26 protein-coding genes are annotated in these 26,022 nt (G+C 61.8%); 16 read left to right on the top strand and 10 right to left on the bottom strand.

The genetic code is table 11. The annotated features are described in order from the left end of the window. Positions 1–57: 57 nt before the first annotated feature. A complete protein-coding gene (locus BLW80_RS02110) occupies positions 58–672 on the top strand; it encodes a hypothetical protein (RefSeq protein ID WP_093756631.1) in 615 nt (204 codons plus the stop codon). On the opposite strand, the gene BLW80_RS02105 is transcribed toward BLW80_RS02110, so the two are convergent. Together BLW80_RS02105 and BLW80_RS02100 are read right to left on the bottom strand one after the other, a co-directional pair. Next, positions 673–1,098, bottom strand: a complete 426-nt coding sequence (locus BLW80_RS02105) for a universal stress protein (RefSeq protein ID WP_093757305.1) — start codon at positions 1,096–1,098, stop codon at positions 673–675. Positions 1,099–1,156: 58 nt separating this feature from the next. Continuing rightward, positions 1,157–1,693, bottom strand: coding sequence for a SixA phosphatase family protein (locus BLW80_RS02100; protein WP_093756630.1), 537 nt, complete (start codon positions 1,691–1,693; stop codon positions 1,157–1,159). Positions 1,694–1,828: 135 nt separating this feature from the next. On the opposite strand from BLW80_RS02100, the gene BLW80_RS02095 reads away from it, so the two are divergent. From BLW80_RS02095 to BLW80_RS02050, 10 genes are all read left to right on the top strand, one after another. Then, a complete protein-coding gene (locus tag BLW80_RS02095; protein WP_093756629.1) occupies positions 1,829–3,202 on the top strand; it encodes an NAD(P)/FAD-dependent oxidoreductase in 1,374 nt (457 codons plus the stop codon). A 129-nt stretch (positions 3,203–3,331) separates the two neighbouring features. After that, positions 3,332–3,838, top strand: coding sequence for a peptide-methionine (R)-S-oxide reductase MsrB (msrB, locus tag BLW80_RS02090; protein WP_093756628.1), 507 nt, complete (start codon positions 3,332–3,334; stop codon positions 3,836–3,838). A gap of 217 nt (positions 3,839–4,055) precedes the next feature. Further along, positions 4,056–5,912: a flagellar hook-basal body complex protein gene (locus BLW80_RS02085; RefSeq protein WP_093756627.1), complete on the top strand. Its 1,857-nt coding sequence runs from the start codon at positions 4,056–4,058 to the stop codon at positions 5,910–5,912. A 58-nt stretch (positions 5,913–5,970) separates the two neighbouring features. Beyond that, on the top strand, positions 5,971–7,872 hold the full coding sequence (flgK, locus tag BLW80_RS02080; protein ID WP_093756626.1) for a flagellar hook-associated protein FlgK: 1,902 nt from the start codon (positions 5,971–5,973) through the stop codon (positions 7,870–7,872). Positions 7,873–7,879: 7 nt separating this feature from the next. Continuing rightward, positions 7,880–9,502 (top strand): flagellar biosynthesis protein FlgL, encoded by a 1,623-nt coding sequence (locus BLW80_RS02075; protein ID WP_093756625.1) that lies wholly within the window; start codon positions 7,880–7,882, stop codon positions 9,500–9,502. Positions 9,503–9,783: 281 nt separating this feature from the next. Continuing rightward, positions 9,784–12,075 (top strand): DUF1522 domain-containing protein, encoded by a 2,292-nt coding sequence (locus BLW80_RS02070; RefSeq protein WP_093756624.1) that lies wholly within the window; start codon positions 9,784–9,786, stop codon positions 12,073–12,075. 382 nt (positions 12,076–12,457) lie between these two features. Further along, positions 12,458–14,740: a DUF1522 domain-containing protein gene (locus BLW80_RS02065; protein ID WP_093757304.1), complete on the top strand. Its 2,283-nt coding sequence runs from the start codon at positions 12,458–12,460 to the stop codon at positions 14,738–14,740. Positions 14,741–14,997: 257 nt separating this feature from the next. Beyond that, positions 14,998–15,375 carry a flagellar biosynthesis repressor FlbT gene (flbT, locus tag BLW80_RS02060; protein ID WP_093756623.1) on the top strand — a complete coding sequence of 126 codons (378 nt, stop codon included), beginning with the start codon at positions 14,998–15,000 and terminating at the stop codon, positions 15,373–15,375. A 3-nt stretch (positions 15,376–15,378) separates the two neighbouring features. Next, positions 15,379–15,744 carry a flagellar biosynthesis regulator FlaF gene (gene flaF, locus BLW80_RS02055; RefSeq protein WP_089265189.1) on the top strand — a complete coding sequence of 122 codons (366 nt, stop codon included), beginning with the start codon at positions 15,379–15,381 and terminating at the stop codon, positions 15,742–15,744. Between the two features lie 95 nt (positions 15,745–15,839). Beyond that, positions 15,840–16,199, top strand: coding sequence for a hypothetical protein (locus tag BLW80_RS02050; protein WP_092146402.1), 360 nt, complete (start codon positions 15,840–15,842; stop codon positions 16,197–16,199). 10 nt (positions 16,200–16,209) lie between these two features. Here BLW80_RS02050 and BLW80_RS02045 read toward each other — a convergent pair whose 3' ends face one another. The 4 genes from BLW80_RS02045 to BLW80_RS02030 all read right to left on the bottom strand — a co-directional run bounded on the left by BLW80_RS02045 (position 16,210) and on the right by BLW80_RS02030 (position 18,744). Continuing rightward, a complete protein-coding gene (locus BLW80_RS02045) occupies positions 16,210–16,596 on the bottom strand; it encodes a hypothetical protein (protein WP_089265187.1) in 387 nt (128 codons plus the stop codon). A 164-nt stretch (positions 16,597–16,760) separates the two neighbouring features. Next, positions 16,761–17,255, bottom strand: coding sequence for a hypothetical protein (locus BLW80_RS02040; protein WP_093756622.1), 495 nt, complete (start codon positions 17,253–17,255; stop codon positions 16,761–16,763). Positions 17,256–17,272: 17 nt separating this feature from the next. Then, entirely contained in the window at positions 17,273–17,620 is a 348-nt protein-coding gene (gene flgJ, locus BLW80_RS02035; RefSeq protein WP_089265185.1) for a flagellar assembly peptidoglycan hydrolase FlgJ, read from the bottom strand. Further along, entirely contained in the window at positions 17,620–18,744 is a 1,125-nt protein-coding gene (locus tag BLW80_RS02030; RefSeq protein ID WP_089265184.1) for a flagellar basal body P-ring protein FlgI, read from the bottom strand. Before BLW80_RS02030 ends, flgJ begins: the two co-directional genes overlap by 1 nt. A gap of 327 nt (positions 18,745–19,071) precedes the next feature. On the opposite strand from BLW80_RS02030, the gene BLW80_RS02025 reads away from it, so the two are divergent. The 4 genes from BLW80_RS02025 to BLW80_RS02010 all read left to right on the top strand — a co-directional run bounded on the left by BLW80_RS02025 (position 19,072) and on the right by BLW80_RS02010 (position 21,539). Further along, complete coding sequence (locus BLW80_RS02025; RefSeq protein ID WP_089265694.1) at positions 19,072–19,482, top strand: flagellar assembly protein FliX; 411 nt, start codon at positions 19,072–19,074, stop codon at positions 19,480–19,482. A 252-nt stretch (positions 19,483–19,734) separates the two neighbouring features. After that, on the top strand, positions 19,735–20,145 hold the full coding sequence (gene dksA / locus BLW80_RS02020) for an RNA polymerase-binding protein DksA (RefSeq protein WP_068735634.1): 411 nt from the start codon (positions 19,735–19,737) through the stop codon (positions 20,143–20,145). Between the two features lie 202 nt (positions 20,146–20,347). Then, positions 20,348–20,611, top strand: coding sequence for a hypothetical protein (locus BLW80_RS02015; protein WP_089265183.1), 264 nt, complete (start codon positions 20,348–20,350; stop codon positions 20,609–20,611). A 139-nt stretch (positions 20,612–20,750) separates the two neighbouring features. Continuing rightward, positions 20,751–21,539, top strand: coding sequence for a 2-keto-4-pentenoate hydratase (locus BLW80_RS02010; RefSeq protein ID WP_089265182.1), 789 nt, complete (start codon positions 20,751–20,753; stop codon positions 21,537–21,539). Positions 21,540–21,666: 127 nt separating this feature from the next. Here BLW80_RS02010 and flgH read toward each other — a convergent pair whose 3' ends face one another. Genes flgH through flgF form a run of 4 tightly spaced genes read right to left on the bottom strand, consistent with a single transcriptional unit; the run spans position 21,667 to position 25,150 of the window. Next, entirely contained in the window at positions 21,667–22,419 is a 753-nt protein-coding gene (gene flgH, locus BLW80_RS02005) for a flagellar basal body L-ring protein FlgH (protein WP_068736258.1), read from the bottom strand. 5 nt (positions 22,420–22,424) lie between these two features. Beyond that, on the bottom strand, positions 22,425–23,573 hold the full coding sequence (flgA, locus tag BLW80_RS02000) for a flagellar basal body P-ring formation chaperone FlgA (protein WP_502688581.1): 1,149 nt from the start codon (positions 23,571–23,573) through the stop codon (positions 22,425–22,427). A gap of 11 nt (positions 23,574–23,584) precedes the next feature. Next, complete coding sequence (gene flgG, locus BLW80_RS01995; protein WP_089265180.1) at positions 23,585–24,373, bottom strand: flagellar basal-body rod protein FlgG; 789 nt, start codon at positions 24,371–24,373, stop codon at positions 23,585–23,587. 12 nt (positions 24,374–24,385) lie between these two features. Continuing rightward, a complete protein-coding gene (gene flgF / locus BLW80_RS01990; RefSeq protein WP_093756620.1) occupies positions 24,386–25,150 on the bottom strand; it encodes a flagellar basal-body rod protein FlgF in 765 nt (254 codons plus the stop codon). A 362-nt stretch (positions 25,151–25,512) separates the two neighbouring features. Here flgF and fliL point away from each other — a divergent pair, with 362 nt between their 5' ends. Further along, the gene (fliL, locus tag BLW80_RS01985) at positions 25,513–26,004 is read left to right on the top strand and encodes a flagellar basal body-associated protein FliL (RefSeq protein WP_093756619.1); all 492 of its coding nucleotides are present in this window, start codon (positions 25,513–25,515) and stop codon (positions 26,002–26,004) included. Positions 26,005–26,022: the final 18 nt, after the last annotated feature.

Raw genomic sequence — 26,022 nt, 5'->3', positions numbered from 1 at the left:
GGGACATGCAGGCGATCGCGCAAGCAAGCGAGGTCGAACAGTGCAGGGGACTTCTGTTTGCTCAAGACCCTCTTCAGGCGCAGGGACGCATCGTCTGCCGCAGAAGCGGCAGGGCCGGGGCACACCTACGCCTACAAGGCCTCCCTGATTGGCGCCGCGCATCGTTATGAATTGACCGATGAAGGTTTGTTATGGCGCACAGGTCGTCGCTCTGGTGTCTGGGCCTATGCGGATATCGCGGCGATCCGGCTGTCCTATCGGCCGATGGGTATGCAGCACCGCCGCTTTCGCGCCGATATCGATCATGCCGACGGTCGTCACATCACGATCTTCTCGACGTCGAAACAAACCGTCGCGCTGATGGAGCCACAGTCGGGCTACAGCGCGTTTATCCTGGAGCTACATCGACGTGTCGCTGCGGCAGGTAGTCTGGCCAGGCTGAGCTCCGGCCTGCGACCAGGCATCTACACAATGATCATTGCTGCACTGGCCTTTGTCGGTCTCGCAATGACAGCGCTGCTCCTGCGTGCACTGTTCACCGGGGAGTTTGCCGGCGTGGTCTTTATCATTGGCTTCGCAATATTCTTCGGCTGGCAGATCAGCGGTTTCATCCGCCGCAATAAACCGCGCAACTACACATTCAGCAGTGTGCCGGCCGAGCTGTTGCCGTAGTCACGGCCGCACGACGAGTACCGAACATTTCGCATAGCGCACCACATGGCCGGCATTGGAGCCGAGAAAGTAAGTGCGCATCGCCGGGCGGTGCGAGGTCATCACAATGAGATCGGCCTTGATCGCCGAGGCTTCTTCGAGAATCTCGTGATAGATGCCGCCCTGTCGCACCACGCTGGAGACGCGGCTGCTGTCGATGCCGCAATCGCGTGCCACCGCAGCAAGAGCGGCCTGCGACGATTCCAGTTGCTGAGTATCAAAATCCGCCGGGACATATTCGGCCAGCATCACCGGGGTCATCGGCATTATGTTGAGCAGCCGGACGGTGGCACCGAAGGTTTGCGACAGCGTCGCGGCCTGGGCAATCGCGGGTTTGGCCACATCGGTTTCGGCCAGATCGATCGGGACCAGAATGGATTTGTACATGCGCACCTCCATCGTCGTCCGGAGAAGGATAGCACAAACCGGTTCCGATGGGCGCGGCTTATTCGCCCGCGGCGCCCTTCAGCAGTTTCGGACTGACGAATTGCACGAGTTTTCCATCGCGGAAGGCAACGTCGTTCCAGTCCTCGATGGGAAAGTCGATCACCACGATGCTGCCGGTCGGCAGATTGTCGGCGACGGCTTTCCTGCCTGCGGCATCGCCGCTGCCAATCAGGCTGAGCGCCATTTCATGCAGGCCGGGATTGTGGCCGACCAGCATCAGCTGCTCTGGATCCTCCACGGCTGCGCCGCGGATCACCGCCAGCAATTCGGAGAGGCCGGCGCCATAGAGCTCATCCAGGCTGGCGACTGTCGGTTTCGCCGCCGGCATCGCCGCGGCCACGAGGCTCCAGGTCTGCTGCGCGCGTACCGCCGTGGAGACGCAGACCAGGTCGGGCAGGGGCGGATTTCTGCTGAGCCAGGCGCCCATGAGAGCCGCATCCAGCCGGCCGCGGTCATCCAGCCTGCGATCGAAATCCTTGCCGCTCGGCGCGTCCGTTTCAGTCTTGGCGTGACGCAGCAGCAGTAAACGGCGCATGGCGCGATCTCGATTCGGCAAGAGGTAGTAGCGAGGCGGGCGGCGCGGTCGCGCCAGACGTCAGGTCTGCGGATTAATGGACATGAACCGTGAGGACAAGGTGACAAGCGCCCCACCTGTCCGTAAGAAAACGTTATGACCGCCCCTTCCGCAAGCGTGACATTTGGACCTGAGGTCGCCGACGCCGACCGCGCGCGGCTGACCTTCAGCCTCGATGTCGATGTCTGCGTGGTCGGGGCCGGGCTCGCCGGGCTCAGCATTGCGCTGGAAGCGGCGCGTCTGGGTGCGAGCGTCGCGGTGCTCGAAGGGCGCTATGTCGGCTGGAACGCGTCCGGCAACCAGTTGGGAACCGTGATGCCGGGCTTTGGCCTGCCGCTCGCCGATCTGATTGCGCGTGTTGGCCTGGAGGACGCTCGTGAGTTGTGGGCGCTGTCGAAGCAGGGCGCAGAGTATGTCCGGACCCAGGCATCAGACGAGCTGATCCCCGGTCTCGGCCTGTCCGAGGGGGCGCTGGAAGTCTCCAATGTCGATGTCGGCGATCGCCTGATCGCACGCCTGCAGATGCTCGGCGAAGATTTCGATACTGAAGTGGACGGCTGGCAGATCGACCGCGTCCGCGATGTGCTGAAAACCAAACGCTACTTTCATGGCGTGCATTATCCGAAGGCGTTCCAGATCGATGGCCGCAAATATCTGCTGGGTCTCGCAGCGCTGGCGAAACAGGCCGGTGTGCGTATCTTCGAGGACACGCCGGTGGTCAGCATCGATGCCGGCGGCATCCGCAAGCGTATCGTAACGCCGTCAGCGCGAATGCGTGCCACACACATCGTGCTGGCCGGCAATATCCATCTCGGTGCGCCTGCCCAAAAGCTGTCGGACACGCTGTTGCCGGTGTGGCGCTATGCCGGCATCACCGAACCGCTCGGTGAGCGTCTCGCCGAGGCGGTGACATTTCAGGGCTCGGTGAGTGATAGCGACGGTGTCGACCATTTCCGTATTGTCGATGGTGATCGGCTGATGTGGTCGAGCCCGGAAACGACATGGGCCGGGCAGCCGGAGCGCTATGCCGGCGCCATCGCGCGCCGCATCCGCACCGTGTTTCCGGCGCTGGGCAGGGTCGCCATCGCCGAGACCTTCGGCGGCGCGCTCGGCCAGACCGTCCACGGCATGCCGCAGATCGGGCAACTCCGTCAGGGATTATGGGTCGCCAGCGGCTTCAGCCATCGGGGCCTGAACACGACGGCGATGGCCGGGCAACTGATCGCCCGTGGCATGTATGCCTATGACGATCGCTTCAAGCTGTTCGCGCCGTTCGAACTGGTCTGGGCTGGTGGCACGACCGGGCGGGCCGTCGGCTACGCGGTCGGGCTATGGGAGCGGCAGGGCTCGGCGCTGGCCGGCACGCTGGCGCGGTACCGCGAACGGGCCCGGGCGCGGGAGCGGATCCGTGAGGCCCGGCTGGCCGAGGCCAATCTGCGCGCGGGAACGCGAGGCCCGCGGCCGGGCTAGGCCGATCCACCCGGTTTGGGCGCGCAACAAAACGTGAGTAATATTCCGGAACCGGCGTGTAACTTCCGGCTCGTCCGCCCGTATTTCAAGCGAACGAGATGATTGTCTCGATTGTCAGGGAGACCAACCATGATCGACCGCCGCTTTCTGTTGACGACCGCTGCTGGCCTGGGAGGATTGCTGTCGCTGAAATGGCTGACGGCTTCGCCGGCGCGGGCTGCCTCGGACGAGAAGTTCGAGGTTATGAAGACCGATGAGGAATGGCGCAAGCAGCTGACGCCGCAGCAATACGAGATCCTGCGCAAGGAAGGCACCGAGCGGCCGTTTTCGAGCCCGCTGAACAAGGAAAAGCGCAAGGGCACCTTCGCCTGCGCCGGCTGCGACAATCCGCTGTTCTCGTCGGAGACCAAGTTCGAGAGCGGCACCGGCTGGCCGAGTTTCTGGCAGCCGCTGCAGAATGCTGTGGGCGAGCGCAAGGATTCGACGCTCGGCATGGTCCGCACCGAGATCCATTGCCGTCGCTGCGGTGGCCATCTCGGTCACGTCTTCGATGACGGCCCGAAGCCGACCGGCCTGCGCTACTGCATGGACGGCTTCGCGATGATCTTCAAACCGGCCGCGCCGTCGGCGACCTGAGCAACTACGCAGAACCCGGCGAAATCAGGCGCCGATCCGGCAATTATTTCCCTGCTAGGCAATTGTGCCCCGGTCCATGGACCGGGGTTCTTTGTTTAGCGCGTTGAATTCGTTGAATTTATCCCCTTGGCACGGGGCTTGCGACATCTCCTCCGACAGCGGCTGTGAATTTGGCACCATCCGGCGGGCCGCCCGGATCGAAGTTGGAGACGATGTAATGGGTATCTTCGGCGCTCTCACCACGTCCGTTGCGGGCCTGCGGGCGAACTCCTATGCGCTGGAAAACATTTCCGGCAACATCGCCAACTCGCAGACCACCGCCTTCAAGCGGATCGATACCAGCTTCCTCGACCTCATTCCCGATGCCGGCACATCCGCACAGGTGGCCGGCAGCGTGACGGCACAATCGCGCAGCACCAACACCATCGCGGGTTCGGTGCAGTCGTCCTCGGTGGCGACTTACATGGCCATCAACGGCGACGGCTTCTTTGCGGTGCAGAAGCCGGGCAACGTCTCCGACTCCACGCCGATCTTTGACGGCGTCAACAAATACACCCGTCGCGGCGACTTCTCGCTCGACAAGAACGGCTATCTCGTCAACGGCGCCGGCTACTATCTGCAGGGCGTCAAGATCGATCCGTCGACCGGCAACCCGGCCGGCAGCACGCCGGAAGTGCTGCGCTTCCAGAATGACTTCCTGCCGTCGCAGGCCACCACCAAGATCGATTACCGCGCCAACCTCGCCAGCTATCCGCTGACCACCAAGCATCAGACGTCGGTGCCTGGTTCCGAATTGCTACGATCAGCGGACTTTGTGTCGAACCCGCGTGTGCTGGGTACTGCGGCAACGCCCTTCGGGAATACGGCTGTTCCCGGCAACGCGCGCAACAATTTCGCGACGACACCGGCGCCGATCTCGGCGAATACCAAACTCGCGCCCGTATCCGGCAGCGATACGCTGCCGGTCGGCTTTGCCAACGGCGATACGCTCGTGCTGAAAACCACCAGTGCCGGTGTCACCACGACCAAGACGCTTTCGTTCTACACGGGCGCCGTTGCTCCTGCAGCCGTGCCAGGCACGACCTTTATCCCTATCGACACGGCCGATGTCGGCGACGTGCTCACCGCCATCGACACTGCGACCGGCAATGCGTCGCCGCTATCGAGCGTGTCCGCCACCGGCGTGATCACGTTGAACTCCGGTACGGCGAACGACTTTACGCTGGCCGCAGGTTCGACGACCACGGCGGTCGCCGCATTCCAGGCCTTGGGCTTCACCGGCACCGTCACCGGCCTTCGTTCGGGCGGCGGCACGGCGGGTACAGGCATTGTGATCGGCAGTGACGCTCAGACCTTCCTCGATGAATCGATCAGTGGTGGCGCGAAGACGGTCTATGACGGCAACGGTGCACCGGTCAGCCTGCAATTCAGGTGGGCGAAGGTCGAGTCCGCCACGCAAGGCGGAACGGATACCTGGAACCTGTTCTACCAGACCGATCCCGCGGCCACGGGCGCGACTGCTGCCTGGCAGAATGTCGGCACCGACTTCAAGTTCGGGCCGAACGGCCAGATGCAGCCGGTTGTCGGCCAGATCACGCTGACCGGCCTGACCGTCAGCGGCAAGAGCCTTGGCAATGTCACCATGGCGTTCGGCACGGGCGGTCTCACGCAATTCGCCGACACCAACGGCAACGTCCAGGTCAATCAGCTCGAGCAGGACGGTTATGCTGCGGGTCAGCTCCAGAGCGTATCGGTCAGCAATGAAGGACGTGTGGTCGGCAGCTACTCCAACGGCCGCAACATCGACCTTGCCGAAGTCAGCATTGCCACCTTCAACGGCGCCAACTTCCTCAAGCGCATCGATGGCGGCGCGTTCGAGACCACCAACGAATCCGGCGAAGCGCTGTACGGCAAGGGTGGCAGTATTTCCGGCTCGTCGCTGGAGTCGTCGAACACCGACATCGCCGACGAATTCACCAAGCTCATCGTCACCCAGCAGGCCTATTCGGCCAATACCAAGGTGATCACGACCACCAACACCATGGTTCAGGATCTGCTGAACGTGATGCGTTAATCGGAAGGCCGCATCTGCGGCCTTCTTCCCGCGTCAACCTTGAGAGCGACAGTTAGTTATGAGTCTGAACGACGCACTCTCCATCGCCATGTCCGGCCTGCGCGCCAATCAGGCCGCGATGTCGCTGGTCTCCTCGAATGTGGCCAATGCGGAAACGCCTGGCTACATTCGCAAGTCGACGGATCAGGTCGCAGTCAATTCCGGCAACGGCAGCAGCGTCCGCACCGTCGGCGTCAATCGCGAACTCGATCAGTATATCCAGGCGCAGCTCCGTACCGAAACGTCGGGCGCGGGCTATGCCTCGCTCCGGTCGAGCTTCCTGCAGCAGATGCAGAGCCTCTACGGCGATCCTGGTTCAGTCGGTTCGCTTGAATATTCCTTCAATGCCCTGACGACAGCAGTGCAGGCGCTGTCAACGAGCGCGGACAGTCAGTCGGCGCGGATCGGCGTGCTCAACGCCGCGCAGACACTTGCGCAGCAATTGAATTCGATGACGCAGGGCATTCAGAACCTGCGCAGCTCGGCGGAAAACGGCATCAAGGATTCCGTGACGACCGCCAACACGCTGATGAAGCAGATTGCCAAGATCAACAATCAGTTGACGGCCAATCCGCAAGGCGGAACATCGACGGATTCCAACACTGCCGCGCTGCTCGATCAGCGCGATCAATACGTCACGCAGCTATCGCAGCTGATGGATATCCGCGTCACCACCAATGGCGCCAATCAGGTCACCATCTTCACCGGTTCCGGTGTGCAGCTGGTGGGCAACGAAGCGGCGACACTGGCGTTTAATGCCCAAGGCACAGTATCGGCCGGCACGACGTGGAGCGCGGATCCCAGCAAGAGCAATCTCGGCTCGGTGGTGATCGAATTTCCGAACGGCGGATCGATCGACCTGACTGCTGCCGGCGCTATCAAGTCGGGCACGATCGCCGCATATACCGAACTTCGCGACAAGACGCTTGTCGAGGCGCAGAACCAGCTTGATCAGTTCGCAGCATCGATCTCGAGCGCGCTCTCGGACAAGACGACGGCGGGAAGCGTGTTCCCGGCACCGACGGTGCCGCCGACGACGCTGCCGCCGGGAACGCCGACCGGCTTCACGCTCGACGTATCGCAAATGAAGCCGGGCAATGTCATTCACTTCACGTATACGGATACGGCGACCAACACGCAGCGCGAAATCTCGTTCATGCGGGTCGATGATCCCAGCGTGCTGCCGCTGTCGAACACGGCAACGACCAATCCGAATGATACCGTCATCGGCCTCGATTTTTCTTCGGGCTTCGGCTCGGTTCTGAATCAGTTGAATGCGGCGCTTGGCGGCCAGGCTACGTTCTCCGGCACCGCTGGCGCGCTCACCGTTGTCAACAATCCCGCATTCGCCAACGTCAATGCGGCGTCGGTGACGGTCACGCAAGGTCCCACCGATCTAAGCAATGGCAGCCCGGAGCTGGCGTTGTTCACTGACAACGGCGCTGCCTATAGCGGTGGCATCAGCAAGAACGGTTCGCAGATGGCCGGTCTCGCCGGCCGGCTGACGATCAACAACGCGATCGTCGCCGACCCCTCCAAGCTGGTGGTTTATAGCGGATCGACGGCAGCAGGCGACACGACGCGGTCGGCCCTCCTGCTCAACCAGTTGAACAATGCCAGTTTCACTTATTCGCCGGCGACGGGAACGGGCAGTGATACGGCACCGTTCAAGGGGACGCTGTCGAGCTATATGCGCCAGTTCGTCGGGCAACAGGGCGCTGCGGCGGATTCCGCCAAGCAACTCGCGGATGGCCAGAACGTCGTTCTCAATACACTCGACAAGAAGATGGCAGACGCGTCCGGCGTGAATATGGATGACGAGATGGCGCATCTGCTGTCTCTGCAGAACGCCTATTCGGCCAATGCGCGCGTGATGTCGACGGTCAACGAACTGTACAAAACCCTGATGCAGGCATTCTGAGGCAATCATGACAATCAGCGGTGTCGGCTCACGCACTTCCTATATCGGATCCGGAATTACCAATCTGCGCGATCAGCTCGACGCGCTGACGCAGCAGCTGTCGAGCGGCAAGATTTCCAACACCTATGCAGGGCAGGGCAGCGGTCGCAGTCTCGCGATCGCGCTGCGCGCGCAGATCAGCAATGTTGCGGCCTATGCCGATACTGCCGTCAATCTGAACACGCGCATCGGCGTCGCAAATCTGTCGCTGCAGCGGCTGGTGGCGATCGGATCGGATGTCAAAGGCGCCGCCGTCAGTGCCGGCAGCAATTTCGACAATACCGGTCAGACGCCGGGGCAGAAGACGGCTTCGCTCGGCTTCTTCGATTCCGTCGATATGCTGAATGCGCGGTCGGGTGACCGCTACCTGTTTTCCGGCCGCGCCACCGATACGGCGCCGGTCGCGCCCGCCGACCAGATCATGAACGGCAATGGTGCGCTCGTCGCCGGCCTCAAGCAGGTGATCGCCGAGCGCAAGACGGCCGATCTCGGTGTCAACGCAAACGGGCGCGTTGGCAGCGCAGTCGGAACCCCGGTGACCTCGGTGGTGATTTCCGAAGAGGACGCGACACCGGCGCCGCCGGCTGTGGCGCAGCCGTTCGGCATGAAGGTCACCGGTGTGTCCACCACGATTGCCGGTGCGACGGTCACCCAGCCCGTCGATCTGCCCGCGACCGTTCCGCCGACGCCGCCGGCAACGCCGGTGGCAAAATCGATGTCGATCGATCTTGGGGCGACCAACCCGAATGTCGGCGATCAGGTCAAGTTCACCTTCACGATGCCGGATGGCACGAAGGAAGACATCGTCCTGACCGCATCGGATAAGACACCCCTGCCAGCCAATTCGTTCCTGATCGATCCCGGTCAGCCGAACGCCGTTCCGCCGGTGGCGCCGTCATCGACGGCAACCGCAGCGAACCTCAATACCGCGCTCGGCACAGCCATGAAGGATCTCGCAAACGGGCCGATGGTGGCGGCCTCTGCGATCGAGGCTGGCGACAATTTCTTCGACCAGCCGCCGCTGCGCGTCGGGTCGACGCCGCTCGGCTCCGCGACCACGCTGGTCGCTGGAACGGCCGACAATACGGTGATCTGGTATCAGGGCGAGCTGAACACGGCCGCCAACGGCTCGGCCCGCGGATCGGCAGTTTCCCAGGTCGATACATCGATCACAGTGCAATATGGCGCGCGCGCCGACGAGCAGGCCCTGCGCTCGCAATTGCAGACAGTCGCCGTGTTCGCGGCCGTGGCGGTCGATCCGGCACAACTCGGCAATGCGACCTATGCCAAGAACGCCAGCGCGCAGATCGCGGCGCTGAACCAGCGCGTGGCGCAGAACCTGGCGGATATCCCCGGCCAGCAGACGATTCAGGACATCCAGGCCGACTTCGCCGGCGCGCAGGCATCGATCAAGTCGACTACGGATCGTCAGGTGCAGACCAAGGCGATGGCCCAGACGATGCTCGACTCCATCGAGGGCATCAATGATGACGAGGTCGCGACCAAAATTCTGGCGCTGCAGACCGCTTTGCAGGCTTCGTATCAGACAACGTCAAATCTTTATCAGATGAGCCTGGTTAAGTTTCTTTAACGAGTTGCTTCGTGTTTACAACTTCGCCGGGTTTTGGCTACCGCGCCAAAGTCCGCGAAACCAACCGCCCAACTACACAAAAGCACTGATAACAAACGACAAAGCCCGACTTTTACGAGTCGGGCTTTGTCGTTTTCGGGGCGGGTGCGGGTTGTTAGATGCACGCATAGGGAGCGCTAAATCCGCACAATTCCCTTTACGCAATTTTAGAACCTCAGCGTCATCTTCCCCATGTCGACCAAGAAGGTCGCTCGTTGTGTCTACCAGGAAGGTAACCAAACATGTCCGGCATTACACTCTCGTCCTCCGTCCGTCAGAACCTGCTCTCACTGCAGTCGACCGCGGACCTCCTCTCCACCACCCAGAACCGCCTCTCGACCGGCAACAAGGTCAACTCGGCGCTCGACAATCCCACCAACTTCTTCACGGCCCAGGGCCTGAACAACCGCGCCAGCGACATCAACAACCTGCTTGATGGCATCGGCAACGGCGTCCAGATCATTCAGGCTGCCAACACCGGCATCACCTCGCTGCAGAAGCTCGTCGACTCCGCGAAGTCGATCGCCAACCAGGCGCTGCAGACCACGGGCGGCTACTCCACCAAGTCGAACGTCTCCACCACGATCACCGGCGCGACTGCTGACAACCTGCTCGGCACCACGACCTATGCCAGCGCCAGCGCAACCGGCAGCGTCGTGTTCTCCGGCGCCGCAGGCGGTGCCACCGCAGCGGTTTCGACCTCGACCCTCGGCGGCACGGCCGGCACTCTGGTGGCCTCCGCTGCTGTTACCGGCAACGGCACGGGCACCCCGAACATCGATGCGACGACGCTCCTGTTCTCAGCAGGCGCCGCAGCCGGCAACGGTCTGAGCACGGCAGCCACCTCGCAGTTCAAAGATGGCGCGACGCTCAGCGTCAACGGCAAGACCATCACCTTCAAGACCGGTGCTGTTCCGGCCGCTACTAGCCTTGCGGCCGGTTCTTCGACCCTTGCTGCGTCGGGCACTGCAGGCGAAAACGTCGTCTCCGATGCGTCGGGCAATTCGACCATCTATCTTGGCGCTGGCGCGGCGGAATCTACCGCAAAGGTTGGCGATTTGCTGGCCGCCATCGACGTCGCTAGCGGCACCCGATATGTCTCGGCCGTGGCAAACGGCGTCGGCACGCTCGCCGGTACGGCCAGCACCATTACGGCTGGTGTCGTCTCGCTGACGAGCTCGACGGGCGCTGATCTGTCGATCACCGGCTCCGCCGATATGCTCAAGACGCTGAACCTGACGGCATCGACGGGCACCGCCCAGACCACCGTTGGCGCAGCCCGCGCGACGGCAACCGGTTCCACCGGCGCGCTGATCCAGGACGGATCGACGCTGAGCGTCAACGGCAAGACCATCACGTTCAAGAACGCGAACGCTGCTGATGTGAATGCCATTCCGACCGGTTATGGTAAGCCATCTAGCTCGAACCTGATCACCGACGGCAAGGGTAACTCGACGGTGTTCCTGCAGGGCGGTACCGTTGCAGATATCACTGCAGCAATCGACCTCGCCACCGGCGTCAGCTCGGCGACGATTGCGACCAACGTTGCGACCGTCACCACCACGGGCACGGCTTCGTCGATCTCCAGCGGTGCGCTGAAGATCTCGACCGGCACTACGGCTGACCTGTCGATCACCGGCACGGGCAATGCTCTGGCGGCGCTTGGCCTGAAGGGCTCGACCGGAACCGACATGTCGTTCAACGCCTCGCGCGCTGCCGGCACCGGTGGTGTATCAGGCAAGACCTTGAGCTTCACCTCCTTCAACGGTGGTACGGCGGTTGACGTCACCTTCGGTGACGGCACCAACGGCACTGTTAAGTCGCTGAACCAGCTCAATGACAAGCTGTCGGCGAACAACATGACCGCTACGGTCGACGCTAGCGGCTTGCTGAAGATCTCGGCTTCGAACGACTTCGCGTCGTCGACGCTTGGTTCGGCGACGTCCGGCGGCACCCTTGGCGGCACGCTCAAGGACTCGCTGACCTTCACGACGCCGAAGGATCCGGTGGAAGACGCGACGGCTCAGGCCACCCGCGCCAACCTCGTCAACCAGTTCAACGGCATCCTGACTCAGATCAACACCACCGCGCAGGACGCGTCGTTCAACGGCGTCAACCTGCTCGGCGGGGACACGCTGAAGCTGACGTTCAACGAAACCGGCAAGTCCACGCTGAACATCACCGGCGTCGATTTCGGTTCGGCCGGCCTCGGCCTGTCGAGCCTGACCTCGGGAACGGACTTCCTGGACAACTCGGCGACCAACAAGGTGCTCTCCACCCTGAACGTCGCGTCGAGCTCGCTGCGTGCCCAGGCTTCGGCCTTCGGTTCGAACCTCTCGATCGTGCAGACCCGTCAGGACTTCTCGAAGAACCTGATCAACGTGCTGCAGACCGGTGCGTCGAACCTGACCCTGGCCGACACGAACGAGGAAGCGGCAAACAGCCAGGCGCTGTCGACCCGCCAGTCGATCGCCGTCTCCGCGCTGTCGCTGGCCAACCAGTCGCAGCAGGGCGTTCTCCAGCTGCTCCGTTAATTACGGCGCACTGATCATACGAAAACCAGGCGGCGGGGCAGAAAGCCCCGCCGTTTTTCGTTGTCATAATCGCTGCTCAAAGGCCCGAAAAGCTTACGCTTTTCGGGCCTTTGCCATTTTGGGACAGTTTTACGAAAGCCTTAATCCGCTGTTAACCATATCTTAAATGGTCGTCGGTCATATTCGGCCCGTGTAGGAAGCAGGTAGGTCGAGAATCGACCGCGTTTAATCCGGGATCGCCGTCAGGCGGGCCGAGATTCCTCTTCCAGAAGGGCGTCAAACTTCACCGGCAGCGTCGCGACGAGACCGAGTCTCGTCCCAGACGTACCATGCGCAATGCGACCCGAAGGTCGGCATGCGCGGGGAACAGGAAGGTTACAACATGTCAGTCGTTCTCTCGGCGTCAGTTCGTCAGAATCTGCTTTCGCTGCAATCCACTGCTGATCTGTTGTCGACCACCCAGAACCGGTTGGCGAGCGGCAAGAAGGTCAACACGGCCCTCGACAATCCAACCAATTTCTTCACGGCTGCAGGCCTCGACAGCCGCGCCAGTGACATCAACAACCTTCTCGATGGTATCGGCAACGGCGTGCAGATCCTGCAGGCGGCCAATACCGGCATCACCTCGCTGCAGAAGCTCGTGGACACCGCGAAGTCGCTCGCGAATCAGGCGCTGCAGACCCCGGTGGGCTATTCGACCAAGTCGAACGTCTCCACCACCATCGCGGGCGCAACGCCGGACGATCTGCGCGGCACCCAGACTTTCGCCAGCGCGACGGCTACCAGCAACGCGGTGTATAACGGCACGGCCGGCGGTACGACGCCGGTCACCGGAACCACCACGCTGGGCGGCGTGGCGGCATCGCTGGTCGGTACTGCCGCGCCTGACGGCGCCGGTACTGCGGCGTCGCTGTCCGGCACGTTGAAACTGATCGGTACGCCTGCCGGCGCGGCGACCATCGGCGCCACGGCACAGCCGAACGACGGCGACACCATGATGGTGAACGGCAAGACGATCACCTTCCGAACCGGGCCGGCGCCCACCGCGGCCACCGCTCCCGTGGGGCTTGGCGTCGATAGCGTCAACACCAACGTGGTTACCGACGGCAACGGCAACTCTACGGTCTATCTCGGTACGGCGGGCGCCCCGACGGGTAGCGTGGCCGACCTGACCAAGGCCATTGATCTCGCCAGCGGTGTGCAGAAAGCCGTCATTTCCAACGGCGTCGCGACGGCCTCAGCGTCATCCGGCACCGTCGCATCGATTGCCGCCGGCGTCCTCACGCTGTCGACGTCCACGGGTTCGGATCTCAACATCAGTGGAAAGGCGGACTTGCTGAAGCAACTCGGCCTGACGACATCGGTCGGCGCCGGAACGGTTTCCGTCTCGCAATCGCGCACGACGGCTCCGGGCACCATCGGAAATTTGATCCAGAGCGGCTCGACACTTTACGTCAATGGCAAGACCATCACGTTCAAGGATGCGTCCGTTCCGGCAGCGGCCAACATCCCGGCCGGCTCCGGCTCGCCGGTCGGCTCCAACCTCGTCACGGACGGTAGTGGCAACACGACGGTCTATCTCCAGGGCGGCAAGATCTCCGACGTTCTCACGGCAATCGATCTCGCCACTGGCGTGCAGACTGCGGTCAATAACGCCGCGACTGGCGTGGCCGCTCTAACCACCACGCAGGGTTCTACCGCATCGACCGTTGCCGCCAACGGTACGTTCAAGATCAGCACCGGCACGATCCAGGATCTGTCGATCAGCGGCAGCGGCAATGCTCTCTCGGCACTCGGCCTCGCCGGCAACACCGGCACGTCGACCGTGTTTACTGCGGCACGCGCCGCGGGTCCGGGTGGCATCAGCGGCACGACGCTGACCTTTTCGTCGTTCAAGGGCGGCACACCGGTCAATATTACATTCGGCGACGGCTCCAACGGCACCGTCAAGACGCTCGCTCAGCTAAACGTTGCACTGGCCGCCAACAATCTGGCCGCCACGGTCGATGCGACCGGCAAGCTGGTGATCGCGGCGGGCAACGACTACGCGTCGTCGACCATGGGCTCGGTGCTCGATGGCGGCACCATGGGCGGCACCGTGACGTCGGCGCTGAGCTTCACCAGCGCTGCGCCGCCGCTTGTCGATCTGCCGTCACAGTCGACCCGCGCCAACTTGGTTGCGCAGTACAATAACCTCATCACCCAGATCACCACGACGTCGCAGGATGCATCCTTCAACGGCGTCAACCTGCTGGCCGGCGATACGCTGAAGCTGGTGTTCAACGAAACCGGCAAGTCGACGCTGAACATCACCGGCTCGGAATTGACGCCCGCCGGTCTAGGCTTGCCGACGTTGATCTCAGGCAGCGACTTCATCGACAACGCGTCGACGAACCAGACACTGAGCCAGCTCAATATGGCCAGCACGCAGTTGCGCTCGCTGGCTTCGGCGCTCGGCTCGAATCTCTCGATCGTGCAGATCCGTCAGGACTTCGCGAAGAACCTGATCAACGTGTTGCAGACCGGCTCGTCGAACCTGACTTTGGCCGACACCAACGAAGAAGCGGCCAACAGCCAGGCGCTGTCGACCCGGCAGTCGATCGCCGTCTCCGCGCTGGCGCTGGCCAACCAGTCGCAGCAGAGCGTGCTCAAGCTGCTCCAGTAAGTCTGGCGGTCGCACCAAGATTACCGAACGGCGGGAGAAATCCCGCCGTTTTCCGTTGATCGCGGGGTGGTCAGAGGCGCGTCGCCGGGTATCCTGGCTTTCCCCAGACTGAAGATGCGGCGGCTGAACGCTGGTATTATTCGAATCGCAGGCGTATTTTCGGGGTTTCTGGATACTGCATGCCCGCCCGAAACGTGGCACCAGATACCATTGGCTTTGCATGTGGCCTCACGGCCGCTGCGGGGAAGGAGAGCTGAATGCCTTTGCGAGTCGAACTGAAGCCGGGTGAGCGAATCATCATCGGTCAGAGCGTGATCACCAATTCCGATACGCGCACGGCGTTCCTGATTGATGGCGATGCGCCAATCATGCGTGAAAAGGACATCCTCACGGCGGAGACTGCAACGACGCCGGTCAAACGCGTCTATCTCTGCGTGCAGATGATGTATCTGGAAAACGATATCCCGGCCTATCAGGAGCTATATCTCGGCTTCATCAAGGAATTGATTGAAGCGGTTCCGAGTTTTCGCGAGACGATTGAGGAAGTTAGTAAGCTTATTTTAAGCGGCGCGCTTTACAAAGCACTCAAGGAATTGCGTCCGCTGATCAAGCGGGAAGAAGAGTTTTTGAGGTAGCGAATGTCGATCGGTGCTCAAGCCTACGCGCGTACTGCCCAGACCACGGCGACACCGAGAGACATAGAAGCCCAAGCTCTTCTGAAAGCAGCACGCAAGCTTCAGGACGTCGTGGCAAACTGGGATCATACCGATGCTGGTCTCGACGAAGCTCTTCTGTTCAATCGTAAGCTCTGGTCGATCTTCGTTGGCGACGCCATCAATGACCAGAATCCGGAATCGATCGAAATCCGCCAGAATATCGCCAATATCGGCATCTTCGTGCTGACTCAGTGCACCGCCTTGCAGCACGTTCGCCAGGTCGAACATCTGCAGTCGCTGATCGATATCAATCGCAATATCGCCGCAGGTCTGTCCGGGCGTCCGTGAGCCTCCCTGAAATCCGTAACGATAGCTTAATGATCGGCGATGCCTAATAGCGCCGGATCAGCGGGCGATTCGAAACCGCGCGCGACGGGGCTGAGATGGCAGACGTTCTGAGCATTCTTTCGACGGCTTACAAGACCACCGTGCCGATCACGGCAGGTAAGTATGTGGCGGTGGATCCCGAAACCTATAAGGGTAGCTGGGAAGGCAAGTACGCCAACGGCAAGAAGTTCGAAATAGCCATCTCGCAGGTCGACGGCTTTCGTGCTCAGGTGAAGTACAAGAGCGAGGGAACCGTCAAGTATCAGCAGGTGCTGATCAAGGATAATGCGTTCCGGGTGGGTGATACCAAGTTCCAGCTCAACGGCGACAACAAGGCAATCATCAAGACCGTAGTGACCGACGCCGCAACGGGCAGCACCTATCTTGATACGGCCTACGCTACGCGCGATACGTGATCGGCAGCAGTTAGACGCTGCGATCCGTTTCCATACGTCGATCAAGTAACTTTGCGTCCTGCTTCAGCGTGTCCATGGCGCGCAGATAGGCGCGGGAGCGCAGTCGCGATTCCTCGGGATACTGGTCGATCACCTGGTTGGACTTCTTGTCCACAGACACGAAGACGATCTCGCCTGCGCCCTTGTCGATGATGACTTCCTTCGAAATCCGATCGCTGTCGACCTGTTGATAGTTCGCCGCAGAAATGTTCGGCTGCAGTACACGGGGCGCTGCTGACACGGTCTTGTCCGGGGGGAGTTGCGTAGGCACGGCTTCGCGCACCGCTTCTGGTGCGGGTCGTATCACCGGCGTGGCAACCGGTGCCCCCACCGGTTTGATATTGAAGTCGGCACCCATGGCAGCCCTCCTGGCTCCATTCGATAAATCCCGACCCGTTCCCAAACAACATTATGCACCGAACGGCTGAATCCGGTGCTTACTTGCGCGCTGCAATTTAAGTTAAAAGATAGCAATGCCGCGGCGCGTCAAACGCGCCCACGGTCGCATGACCAATTGTACGATCAAAGTGACCGGCTGACGACGATGGGCGTCATGTTGACCCGGCCCGGCTGAGCCTGCCGACCGGCCGCCGTATAGGTCTGCGGGATATTGCGCTTCTGAACCTCGGCATTGACGCCGCGGACAATGCCTTCCGAAACCGCGTGCGCTGTGGCGAGCACGGTCAGATTGACCTGCAGCATCGCGCGGAACACGTCATGGTGCTTGCGCAAGGCCGAGAGCAGGTCGGGCGTCGTCTGCGCGAGATATGTCTGGCTGATCTTGAGCAGCGAGATCATCGCAATGTAGCGACGCGAAATGTCCGCCTTCGGAGCTTCGAGCTTGATAGCCTCGCGGATATGGCCGTTGCGGACCAGCGCCGTCTCCTGTTCGATGATGGCGAGCAGCTCGTTCATCACCTTCATGAGTTCGTCGGCGAGCTGACGGGCTTCCATCAGCGTCGCGACAGAACGCGGTGCGACGATCGGGGCGGCTTGCTGGCGTTGCGCATTGTTCATGGCGGTGTCCTCTGCGATCAGCTGGCGCGATTGGCTTGCTGGATGATGAGTGAACGAAAGACTTCGTTGGAGATGCCGACGCCGCCGGCCTTGGCGAAGGACTTCGAATATTCGTCTGTTAGCATCGAGCGCCATGCGCCGGTGCCGGTGGTGTCGCCGAACGGGCCTTCACCCTTGATGCCCGATGTCATCTGCGAGAACATCGTGTTGATGAACATCGCCTCGAAATCTTCGGACTGCTTGCGCGTCTTGGCCTGAGCTTGCGGCGATACTTTCTGCAGCGCATCGATCAGGTTCTGATCGGGGCGGCCGTTGATGGTCGGGTGCTTGGCCTGATAGGCCGCGACGGCGGTGTTGACGTTCATCACATCACCTCGATGTCGGCCTGGATGGCGCCCGCGGCCTTGATGGCCTGCAGGATGCCGATCAGGTCGCGCGGGCCGATGCCTAGTCCGTTGAGGCCGTCGACGAGCTGCTGCAGCGAAACGCCGTCCTTCACCAAAGCGAATTTCTTGCCGTCTTCGGTGACGCCGACACGTGTGCTTGGCGTGACGACAGTGCGGCCGTTGGAGAATGCATTGGGCTGGCTGACATTGGCGCTCTCCGAAATCGTCACGGTGAGATTGCCTTGCGCCACCGCGACGGTGGCGACGCGCACGTCGCGGCCCATCACGATGATGCCGGAGCGTTCGTCGATGATGATCTTGGCGGCCAGATCCGGTTCGACCTGCAGCTGCTCGATCTCGGTGAGCAGCGCGACGACGTTGCCCTTGAACTCCGGCGGGATCGATAGCTGCACGGTGGAGGGATCGATCGGCTCGGCGGTCTTGGATCCCAGGAAGTCGTTGACGGCGGCGGCAATGCGCTTGGCCGTGGTGAAGTCGGGGTTGCGCAAAGCGAGGCGCACATTGGGCAGGCGGTTCAGCGCAAACTCGATCTCGCGCTCGATAATGGCGCCATTGGCGATGCGGCCGACAGTGGGCACGCCGCGGGTGATGCTGGCGGCAGCGCCTTCGGCGGCAAAGCCATTGATGGCGAGGGAGCCCTGGGCGACGGCATAGACGTTGCCGTCAGCGCCGAGCAGGGGGGTGACCAGCAGGGTACCGCCGGTCAGGTTCTTGGCATCGCCAAGCGCCGAGACGGTGACGTCCATGCGGGTGCCCTGGGTGCCGAAGGCGGGCAGGTTGCCAGTGACCATGACGGCGGCGACGTTGCCGGTGCGCAGCGTCTGGCCGCGGATATTGACGCCCATGCGCTCCAGCATCGCCTGCAGCGACTGGCGGGTGAACGGGATGTTGTTGAGGGTGTCGCCGGTGCCGTTGAGGCCGACCACAAGGCCGTAGCCGATCAGCTGGTTCTGCCGGACGCCTTCGATATTGGCGAGATCCTTGATCCGCGACGTCGCATGTGCCGACACCGCCTGCACGAGCAGCACGAGCAGCACCGCACAGGCCGTCTGACAGAATCGGATCGAAGGTAGGCTCGGCATCCTCTGCTCCCCGCTGAGGTCTTCACTGGACCGCTCGCCACTCCCATGACGACGATCCAGCCTTCACTATGCGAGTGCCGTGCCAGCGTTCTAAATCGGTATAAGATGTTGATTTATAATGTGAATGATAAAGGCTCTGGGGCTGCACAAGCGGCTTGCGCTCCGGCGAAAGTGCCGCCTGCGGCAGATTTTGCCGGGCCGTTTACGATTGATTAACCATAAAAGACGACCTTTCCGGATGGAGGTCCGTTTACGCTCGCGATGGTACTGAGCGAACGGCAAGCCGCCGTGGGCCGGGATCGGCCATTACCCTTGCTGGACACGCCGATGCGCATTTACGGACCGAACGGCACCACATTCGGAGCCCCGTCGTCAGGAGCGAAGAAAACCAGTTCGACCGGGTTTTCGTTGCCTGATGCGACACCGACCTCCGAGACCAAACCGACCGTAGCGCCCCGGGCGGCCAACAGCATCGATGCGCTTCTGGCCATGCAGAGCGTCGAAGATCCCATGGAGCGCCGCAAGCGCTCGGTGAAGCGCGGCCGCGGTGCGCTCGATGTCCTCGACGAACTCAAGATCGGCCTGCTCACGGGCTCGATCAATCCGGCCATGGTGGCGCGGTTGCGCAGTGCGGCAGCCAACCTCAAGGAATCATCCGGCGAGCCCGGTCTGGACGCCGTGCTGTCCGAGATCGAACTACGGGTTGAAGTTGAGCTGGCCAAGGCCGGCCAGGTCTAAGTCGGCGAGGCCGGCCCCAAGCGCGGCTGAAACCCGCATAAGCCGTGTTTATGGCTGCTCGAATGGCTCTTGGACCAATGGACCGCGCCGGGGCTGTGGTGCGCTGCAGCAGCACGGTTCCGACCATGAAACCGGGCGGTGGACGGCCGTTCTGGAGGTATCCTGACGTTATTGTCTGTCACATGACGTCGCTATATAAGCTGCGGCGCGGCCGGTCATTTCCGGCGCCTTGCACGCATAGATGGATTGGCCTTGGACAAGTTGAAAAGCTATCGCCCCTCCGAAAAAGAGCCTTTCATGAACGACCGGCAGCGCGACTATTTCCGCGCGAAATTGCTGGCCTGGAAGGAAGAAATCCTCCGTGAATCGAAACTCACCCTGCAGGCTTTGCAGGAGGAGAACGTCAATCACCCCGACCTCGCCGACCGTGCATCGTCGGAAACCGACCGCGCCATCGAACTGCGGGCACGTGATCGGCAGCGCAAGCTGATCTCCAAGATCGACGCCGCGCTGCTGCGCATCGAGGATAATACCTACGGCTATTGCGAGGAGACCGGCGAGCCGATCTCGCTCAAGCGGCTAGAAGCCCGACCGATCGCAACACTCTCCGTGGAAGCTCAGGAGCGCCACGAGAAGCGCGAAAAGGTCTATCGCGACGAATAGTCTTTCAGATGCCAAACGGCCGCCCCATCGGGCGGCCGTTTTTCATTTCGGAGTTCCGGAAGGCAATCATGCATGCTGTGCGATGCAGTGATCTGCGATGACTGCACTGCAGCACGGCGACATTCTTAAACACGGGAATATGAACGTCATCATTCGCCGATAGGACGTAGGCTTGCTCCAGAAAAAAACGGGAGGATGAACAATGGCTGCGCCTGCCTCTTATGATCCCGATACGATCGCGCTGATGAGGAATGTTCTTCAGAAGGTCGTCGCAAAGGTGCCGGAGCAGCACCGCACCTCGTGCAATCAGGCCGCGATCGCCTCGCGCATCCTTGCGACTGCTGCGCAGGGCCGGCGTTCTGAAGATGTCCTGACTACGGAGGCTCTGGCCGAGGTGAAGGAGATCTTCACCGGGCCTGCGGGGATGCGTCGGCTTCATGAAGACCTGACCAGGGTCTTCGGCTGAACTCCAGAATCGAGGAGTTGCAGTGGCGCGAGCGTCGGTTCGCGCCAGCAACGCTGCGCAACGTTGCCAAGCAGGATGGTGGTCGCTACCCGTTAGTCATATGTCGGCATGAGCCGTGTGACGAGCGAAGGGACCGCCGATGGAAAAGTATCTCGCGATCGCCGAAATCCTGGCTTACGTCCGCCATAACCGCACGCCGCTCGCCGTATTGCCGCCAGACGCGGTCCCGCATGATGAGGCCGATGGCTATCGCGTACAGGACGCGCTTCACAATTTGCTGTCGCCCGATTTCGGCTTGCAGGTCGGTTACAAGATCGGCTGCACAAGCGCGGTGATGCAGCAATATCTCGGTATTTCGCACCCTTGCGCCGGCGGACTCTATATGAGTGGTGTTCATGCCGCCGGAACGTCGCTGCGCTACAACGATTATGTACATGTCGGCGTGGAGTGTGAAATTGCGGTCCAGCTCGCGAGCGATCTGATGCCGTCGGGCGAGCCGTTCACGGCTGATGATGTAGCGACAGCGATCGATGCCTACCATCCAGCCATCGAGATCGTCGATGATCGTTATGCGGACTGGCGCAGTATGGATGCGCCGACACTGATCGCAGATGATTTCTTTGCGGCGGGATGTGTTCTGGGTGCGCCTGTTGCTCGTGGCAAGGCGCCTGATCTTCTGTCGGTGATTGGACGTGCCGTCGTTAACGGCATGGAAGTGGGGCGCGGCAACGGCGCCGATGTTTTTGGTCATCCACATCATGCACTGGCCTGGCTTGCCAACCATCTCGCGGCCCGAGACAAGATATTGCGCGCCGGAGACTTCGTACTGACGGGCAGTCTCGTGCAGACGGCGTGGCTCAATCCCGGAGATCACGTCCGAATGGAATTGCTCGGACTGGGCAGCGTCGAGGTGGATTTCAAGAGCTGACGAATGATTGCGCCGCGTTTCCAGTCTGTCCAGAACGACGACGGCCTTCCGCCAGGGGAGCTGACGGAAGGCCGTGCGTGAACACCTCATCGCGTGGGAGCACGATGAGATGTGGGAGCTCGTAACGTTAGAAGGGCAGCAGCACGTCCATCACTTGCTGGCCGTAGCGCGGCTGCTGGACGTCCGAAATCTGACCGCGGCCGCCATAGGCGATGCGGGCCTGGGCGATCTTGGCGCTGTCGATGGTGTTGTCGCTCTGAATGTCTTCCGGACGCACGATGCCGGCGACGATCAGTTCGCGGATCTCGTAGTTGACGCGGATTTCCTGCTTGCCCTCGACCACGAGATTGCCGTTCGGCAGCAATTGCGTAACCACAGCGGCAACGCTGGTTTGTAACGCTTCCTGTCGTGCGACTGATCCCTTGCCGTCGCTCGACGACGATCCGTCAGCCGTCAGCAGACGGCCGGGCAGGACCGAGGCGGCCGAACCTGTTAGCAGTTTGCTGCCCGCAAAGTCGGTGATGCCCGAGTTTTCCGTATTGGTGCGGCTGCGCTGGGTCTCGTTGGCGATATTGGCCTTGTCGGTGAAGTTCACGGTGACCGTGAGAATGTCGCCGATCTGGCGTGCGCGCTGATCCTTGAAGAAGGCGCGCGATCCGCTGCGCCATAGCGAGTTGGCGTTGTAGGACGCGACCTCCGGCTTTGGCATCGGCATCTGCACCGGCTTGTAGCCGGGTTGCGTCGTCGGGTTTTCGATCGCCGTGAGCGCGGGCTTCTCGCCGATGGACGCGAGACGGTCGATCGATGAACAGCCGCTGGCAGCAAGGCCGACCGTCAGAAGCGCAGCGCCGGTGGCGAAGGGACGATGGAACTGGAACATCAACTTTACTCAGCTTTTCGAGAAACAGGCACGTGGTCGTTGGCAGCAAGCGCGACGGGAGAGGTGGCAGCGGGAGAGTTGGCCAGGGGAGGTCTGGCCTGGGAGATTTTTTCGGACGGGAGAGACTCGCGGGTTGGAGCAAGAGTTGGCGCGGGAGTTTCGACTTGCGCGGGGAGACGCGGCGATGGAGCGGAGACGGCGACCTGGCCGCGACCGACCACGACGCCGGAGACGGTGCGCTTGGACTGCAGGTTGATCACATTGACCACGTCGCCTTCGGTGCCGCCTTCGATGGCTTTGCCGCGCAGCGTGAGATAAAGCCCGGCGGTTTCGTAGATCAGCGTCACTGCCTGATCGCGAGTGACCAGGTCTGGCTTGGCGAGGTCGGCATTGCGGATTGCCTGACCGGCGCGTAATTGGCGGCGGCTCTGCATCCCCACGGCGCGGTCGCGCGTTACGCCATCGTTGCCGACTTCGGCTTTCGGGCGACGCTCGACGACGACGTCAGAGGACTTCAGCACCTCGTTGCGTTCGACGCCGCGGACCAGCACCGCCGCTTCCACGGTCTCAACGGCACTGCCGGTGAAACGCAGCTTGGTGGCAGACACATTGGAATCGTTGCCGATCGCAAAGGTGACGTCGAAACGGCCGCTACGTGCGTCGAAGCGGACCGCGACAGGCTGCAGTGCGCCGGTATTGCTGGCGTCAAGCTGCAGGCCCTGGACTTCGCGATCGAAGGTCAGGCTCAGATTGGCGGCGGCACCAAGGCCGTGGCGGTTCTCCAGCGCTTGCGCGACCTGGTTCTCGATATCCTTGCTGTCGATGCTGCGCGACAGCCGCGTCACCGTGATGGACTTGAGCTCGCGTGTATCAACGCCGATCACCTGATGCTGCCGCAACGCCGCGATGACCTGCGCGGTCGACAGCGTGCCGACGGTGCCGAGGTCGGGCGCCCGATAGATAGCGATCTGCGCGGTGGGGCCGGCATTGTCGATGACGTCGCCAATCCGCACCACGTCGCTGGACACGGTGACATTGGCGCGCAGCGTTGGCGATGCGATGACCTCGTCGCGCTGCGCCTGGCCGAGCGCAGCAGTGGCCGCTGCAGTGAGCAGGGCGGTGGCGAGGAGAAGCGAACGCATGGCTGATGTCATGATCATTCTCCTCAGCGGAACATGCCGGCGGTGGATTGCAGCATCTGGTCGGCCGCGCTGATGACCTTGGCGTTCATTTCATAGGCGCGCTGCGCAGCGATCAGGTCCGAGATTTCGGTGACCACTTCGACATTGGCCATTTCGAGGTTGCGCTGCTGCATGTCGCCGAACCCGTCGGCATTGGCGACGCCGTCCTGCGGTGGGCCGGAGGCCGGCGTTTCGGTGAACAGGTTGTCACCGATCGAATTGAGACCGGCCTTGTTGATGAAGCGGGTGAGGCTGATCTGGCCGAGAACGGTCGGGGTCGTCGAGCCCGGTACGATCACCGAGACCTGGCCCTGGGCATTGATCGAGAGTTGCGACGACGCCTGGGGAATCGAGATCGTCGGCTGCAGCAGGTTGCCCTGCGGGTTGACGATGCGGCCCTGCTGGTCAGTGGAAAACGTACCATCGCGGGTGTAGGCGAAGGTGCCATCGGTGAGCTGGATCTTGAAGAAGCCTTCGCCGCGGACCGCGATATCGAGATCGCCGCCGGTCGCCGACAGCGTGCCCTGAGTCATCATGCGCGGAGTGCCGACGGTCTTCACACCGCCGCCGATGTCGACGCCGACCGGAATGACCGTGCCCTGATCCGATGCTTGCGCACCGACGCGGCGAACGTGATCGTAGATGAGGTCCTGGAATGCGGCACGCTGCTTCTTGAAGCCGGTCGTGCGCATGTTGGCGATATTGTTCGAGATGACCTGGACGTTGAGTTCCTGGGCCGCCATCCCGGTCGCGGCAGTGTAAAGAGCGCGCATGGGTCAGATTCCTTAAGCCGGAACGTCGGCAAGTTTTTCGATGGCGGAGCGCCGCGCGTCGCCTTGCGACTGCAGCATGTTGGACAGCTCGGTATAGGCGCGGGTGACGTCGATCATCCGGGTCATTTCGACGACCGAGCTGACGTTCGACTTTTCGATGAAGCCCTGATTGAGCTTCGATGTGGTGGACGGCTGCGGATTGGCGCCGGGACCGGCCGAGAACAGGTTGGAGCCTTCCTTCACCAGCCGCTGGGGCTGCGCGAAGTTGACCATGCGAATCTTGCCGCGCACGGAGTCGATGCGGTTGATGCCTTCGAGCACCGTGACCGTGCCGTCCTGCGAGATGTTGATATCGTGGTCGGTCTGCTGGAACACGATCGGGCCATTGGCGCCGAGCACCGGTGCGCCCGATGCAGTCACGAGCTGGCCCTGCGAATTGATCTGCATGCCGCCGTCGCGGGTGTAGCGCTCGCCGTTCGGGGTCTGCACCGCGAGGAAGGCGTTGCCGTCGATGGCAATATCCAGCGGATTCTTGGTCTGCTCGGTCGCGCCGCCGGTGAAATCATGCATCGTGGCGCGGTCCTGGACGAAGGACACGCGGCGGTCGCGGCCGACGAAGTTGTCTTCGCGGGCGGCCGGGCTCAGATATTCCTCGAAAATCGTCCGCTCGGCCTTGAAGCCGCTCGTGTTGATATTCGCAATGTTGTTCGCCACGACGTCCATCTGACGTCGAAGCGTCATCTGCCGCGACAGTCCGACGAGAAGCATATTCTCCATCGGTGGTTCTCCCCTAAGTTCGCGCGGGTCGCTCTCCCAAGCTCGCCGCGGATCCCGTAAACCGCACAGCTCTCCCAAGCCGCGGTTCGCAGACTACTTAGCGAAAGCCGTGCCAAGTCAAAAAGCTGATATTTTTCAATTTGTTGGTGGTTTTCAGGGCGCGAAAGCAGGCGGCAGAAAGGTCTTGTTGACCATATTTGCCGGCAGAATTTTCCTAGTTGAGCGTCAAAAGAAAGATTCCGTTAACCATTGCGACCTAGCGTCACGATCACACAGGGCCTTGGGCGCTGGCAGCATTTGTATCGCGTCTTTATTGCCTGCTTTGCAGCATCGAGCTCATCCCAACCCCGGACGGGCAGGCGATGGCGGATACGGAAACTTCAGAAAGCACCCCGACCGGGGACGAGGCGGCAGCTCCCAAGAGCAAATTCAAGCTGATCGCAATCGTCGCGGGCGTGCTGGTGCTTGCAGCGGGCGGTGGCGGCTGGTTCTTCCTGAAGGGGCACCCTAAGGAAGAGAAGAAAGAGGCGGCGCCGGCTGCGAAGCCGCTCGCCTTCATCGATGTGCCGGAAATCCTGGTGAACCTTGCCGGTCAGCCGGGCGAGCGCGTGCAATATCTCAAGGCCAAGATCGTGCTCGAGGTGAAGGAAGCGCCGCTCGTGGCGCAGATCACGCCGTCGATGCCGCGCATCACCGACATGTTCCAGGTTTACCTGCGCGAACTGCGCACCACCGATCTGAACGGCTCCGTTGGCATGTTCCGGCTGAAGGAAGAGCTGACGCGGCGCGTCAATGCCGCGATCTCTCCTCATCACGTGAACGCTGTGCTGTTCAAGGAAATCCTCATTCAATGAGGAATTGGATTTAGGCTG

The organism is Tardiphaga sp. OK245 (genome assembly GCF_900108575.1).
In the GTDB taxonomy this organism is placed as follows: domain Bacteria; phylum Pseudomonadota; class Alphaproteobacteria; order Rhizobiales; family Xanthobacteraceae; genus Tardiphaga; species Tardiphaga robiniae.
This window is presented reverse-complemented; position numbering and strand designations above follow the sequence as displayed.

Bases quoted from the DNA above. Each gene is read 5' to 3' on its own strand.
- flgK (WP_093756626.1), top strand. From the start codon at position 5,971: ATGAGTCTGAACGACGCACTCTCCATCGCCATGTCCGGCCTGCGCGCC.
- BLW80_RS02015 (WP_089265183.1), top strand. From the start codon at position 20,348: ATGGCTGCGCCTGCCTCTTATGATCCCGATACGATCGCGCTGATGAGG.
- flgA (WP_502688581.1), bottom strand. From the start codon at position 23,573: ATGACATCAGCCATGCGTTCGCTTCTCCTCGCCACCGCCCTGCTCACT.
- BLW80_RS02050 (WP_092146402.1), top strand. From the start codon at position 15,840: ATGGCAGACGTTCTGAGCATTCTTTCGACGGCTTACAAGACCACCGTG.
- flbT (WP_093756623.1), top strand. From the start codon at position 14,998: ATGCCTTTGCGAGTCGAACTGAAGCCGGGTGAGCGAATCATCATCGGT.
- flgH (WP_068736258.1), bottom strand. From the start codon at position 22,419: ATGTTCCAGTTCCATCGTCCCTTCGCCACCGGCGCTGCGCTTCTGACG.
- msrB (WP_093756628.1), top strand. From the start codon at position 3,332: ATGATCGACCGCCGCTTTCTGTTGACGACCGCTGCTGGCCTGGGAGGA.
- BLW80_RS02065 (WP_093757304.1), top strand. From the start codon at position 12,458: ATGTCAGTCGTTCTCTCGGCGTCAGTTCGTCAGAATCTGCTTTCGCTG.
- BLW80_RS02085 (WP_093756627.1), top strand. From the start codon at position 4,056: ATGGGTATCTTCGGCGCTCTCACCACGTCCGTTGCGGGCCTGCGGGCG.
- flgG (WP_089265180.1), bottom strand. From the start codon at position 24,373: ATGCGCGCTCTTTACACTGCCGCGACCGGGATGGCGGCCCAGGAACTC.
- BLW80_RS02100 (WP_093756630.1), bottom strand. From the start codon at position 1,693: ATGCGCCGTTTACTGCTGCTGCGTCACGCCAAGACTGAAACGGACGCG.
- BLW80_RS02105 (WP_093757305.1), bottom strand. From the start codon at position 1,098: ATGTACAAATCCATTCTGGTCCCGATCGATCTGGCCGAAACCGATGTG.
- flaF (WP_089265189.1), top strand. From the start codon at position 15,379: ATGTCGATCGGTGCTCAAGCCTACGCGCGTACTGCCCAGACCACGGCG.
- flgF (WP_093756620.1), bottom strand. From the start codon at position 25,150: ATGGAGAATATGCTTCTCGTCGGACTGTCGCGGCAGATGACGCTTCGA.
- BLW80_RS02030 (WP_089265184.1), bottom strand. From the start codon at position 18,744: ATGCCGAGCCTACCTTCGATCCGATTCTGTCAGACGGCCTGTGCGGTG.
- BLW80_RS02075 (WP_093756625.1), top strand. From the start codon at position 7,880: ATGACAATCAGCGGTGTCGGCTCACGCACTTCCTATATCGGATCCGGA.
- BLW80_RS02040 (WP_093756622.1), bottom strand. From the start codon at position 17,255: ATGAACAATGCGCAACGCCAGCAAGCCGCCCCGATCGTCGCACCGCGT.
- BLW80_RS02070 (WP_093756624.1), top strand. From the start codon at position 9,784: ATGTCCGGCATTACACTCTCGTCCTCCGTCCGTCAGAACCTGCTCTCA.
- fliL (WP_093756619.1), top strand. From the start codon at position 25,513: ATGGCGGATACGGAAACTTCAGAAAGCACCCCGACCGGGGACGAGGCG.
- BLW80_RS02010 (WP_089265182.1), top strand. From the start codon at position 20,751: ATGGAAAAGTATCTCGCGATCGCCGAAATCCTGGCTTACGTCCGCCAT.
- BLW80_RS02025 (WP_089265694.1), top strand. From the start codon at position 19,072: ATGCGCATTTACGGACCGAACGGCACCACATTCGGAGCCCCGTCGTCA.
- BLW80_RS02045 (WP_089265187.1), bottom strand. From the start codon at position 16,596: ATGGGTGCCGACTTCAATATCAAACCGGTGGGGGCACCGGTTGCCACG.
- BLW80_RS02095 (WP_093756629.1), top strand. From the start codon at position 1,829: ATGACCGCCCCTTCCGCAAGCGTGACATTTGGACCTGAGGTCGCCGAC.
- flgJ (WP_089265185.1), bottom strand. From the start codon at position 17,620: ATGAACGTCAACACCGCCGTCGCGGCCTATCAGGCCAAGCACCCGACC.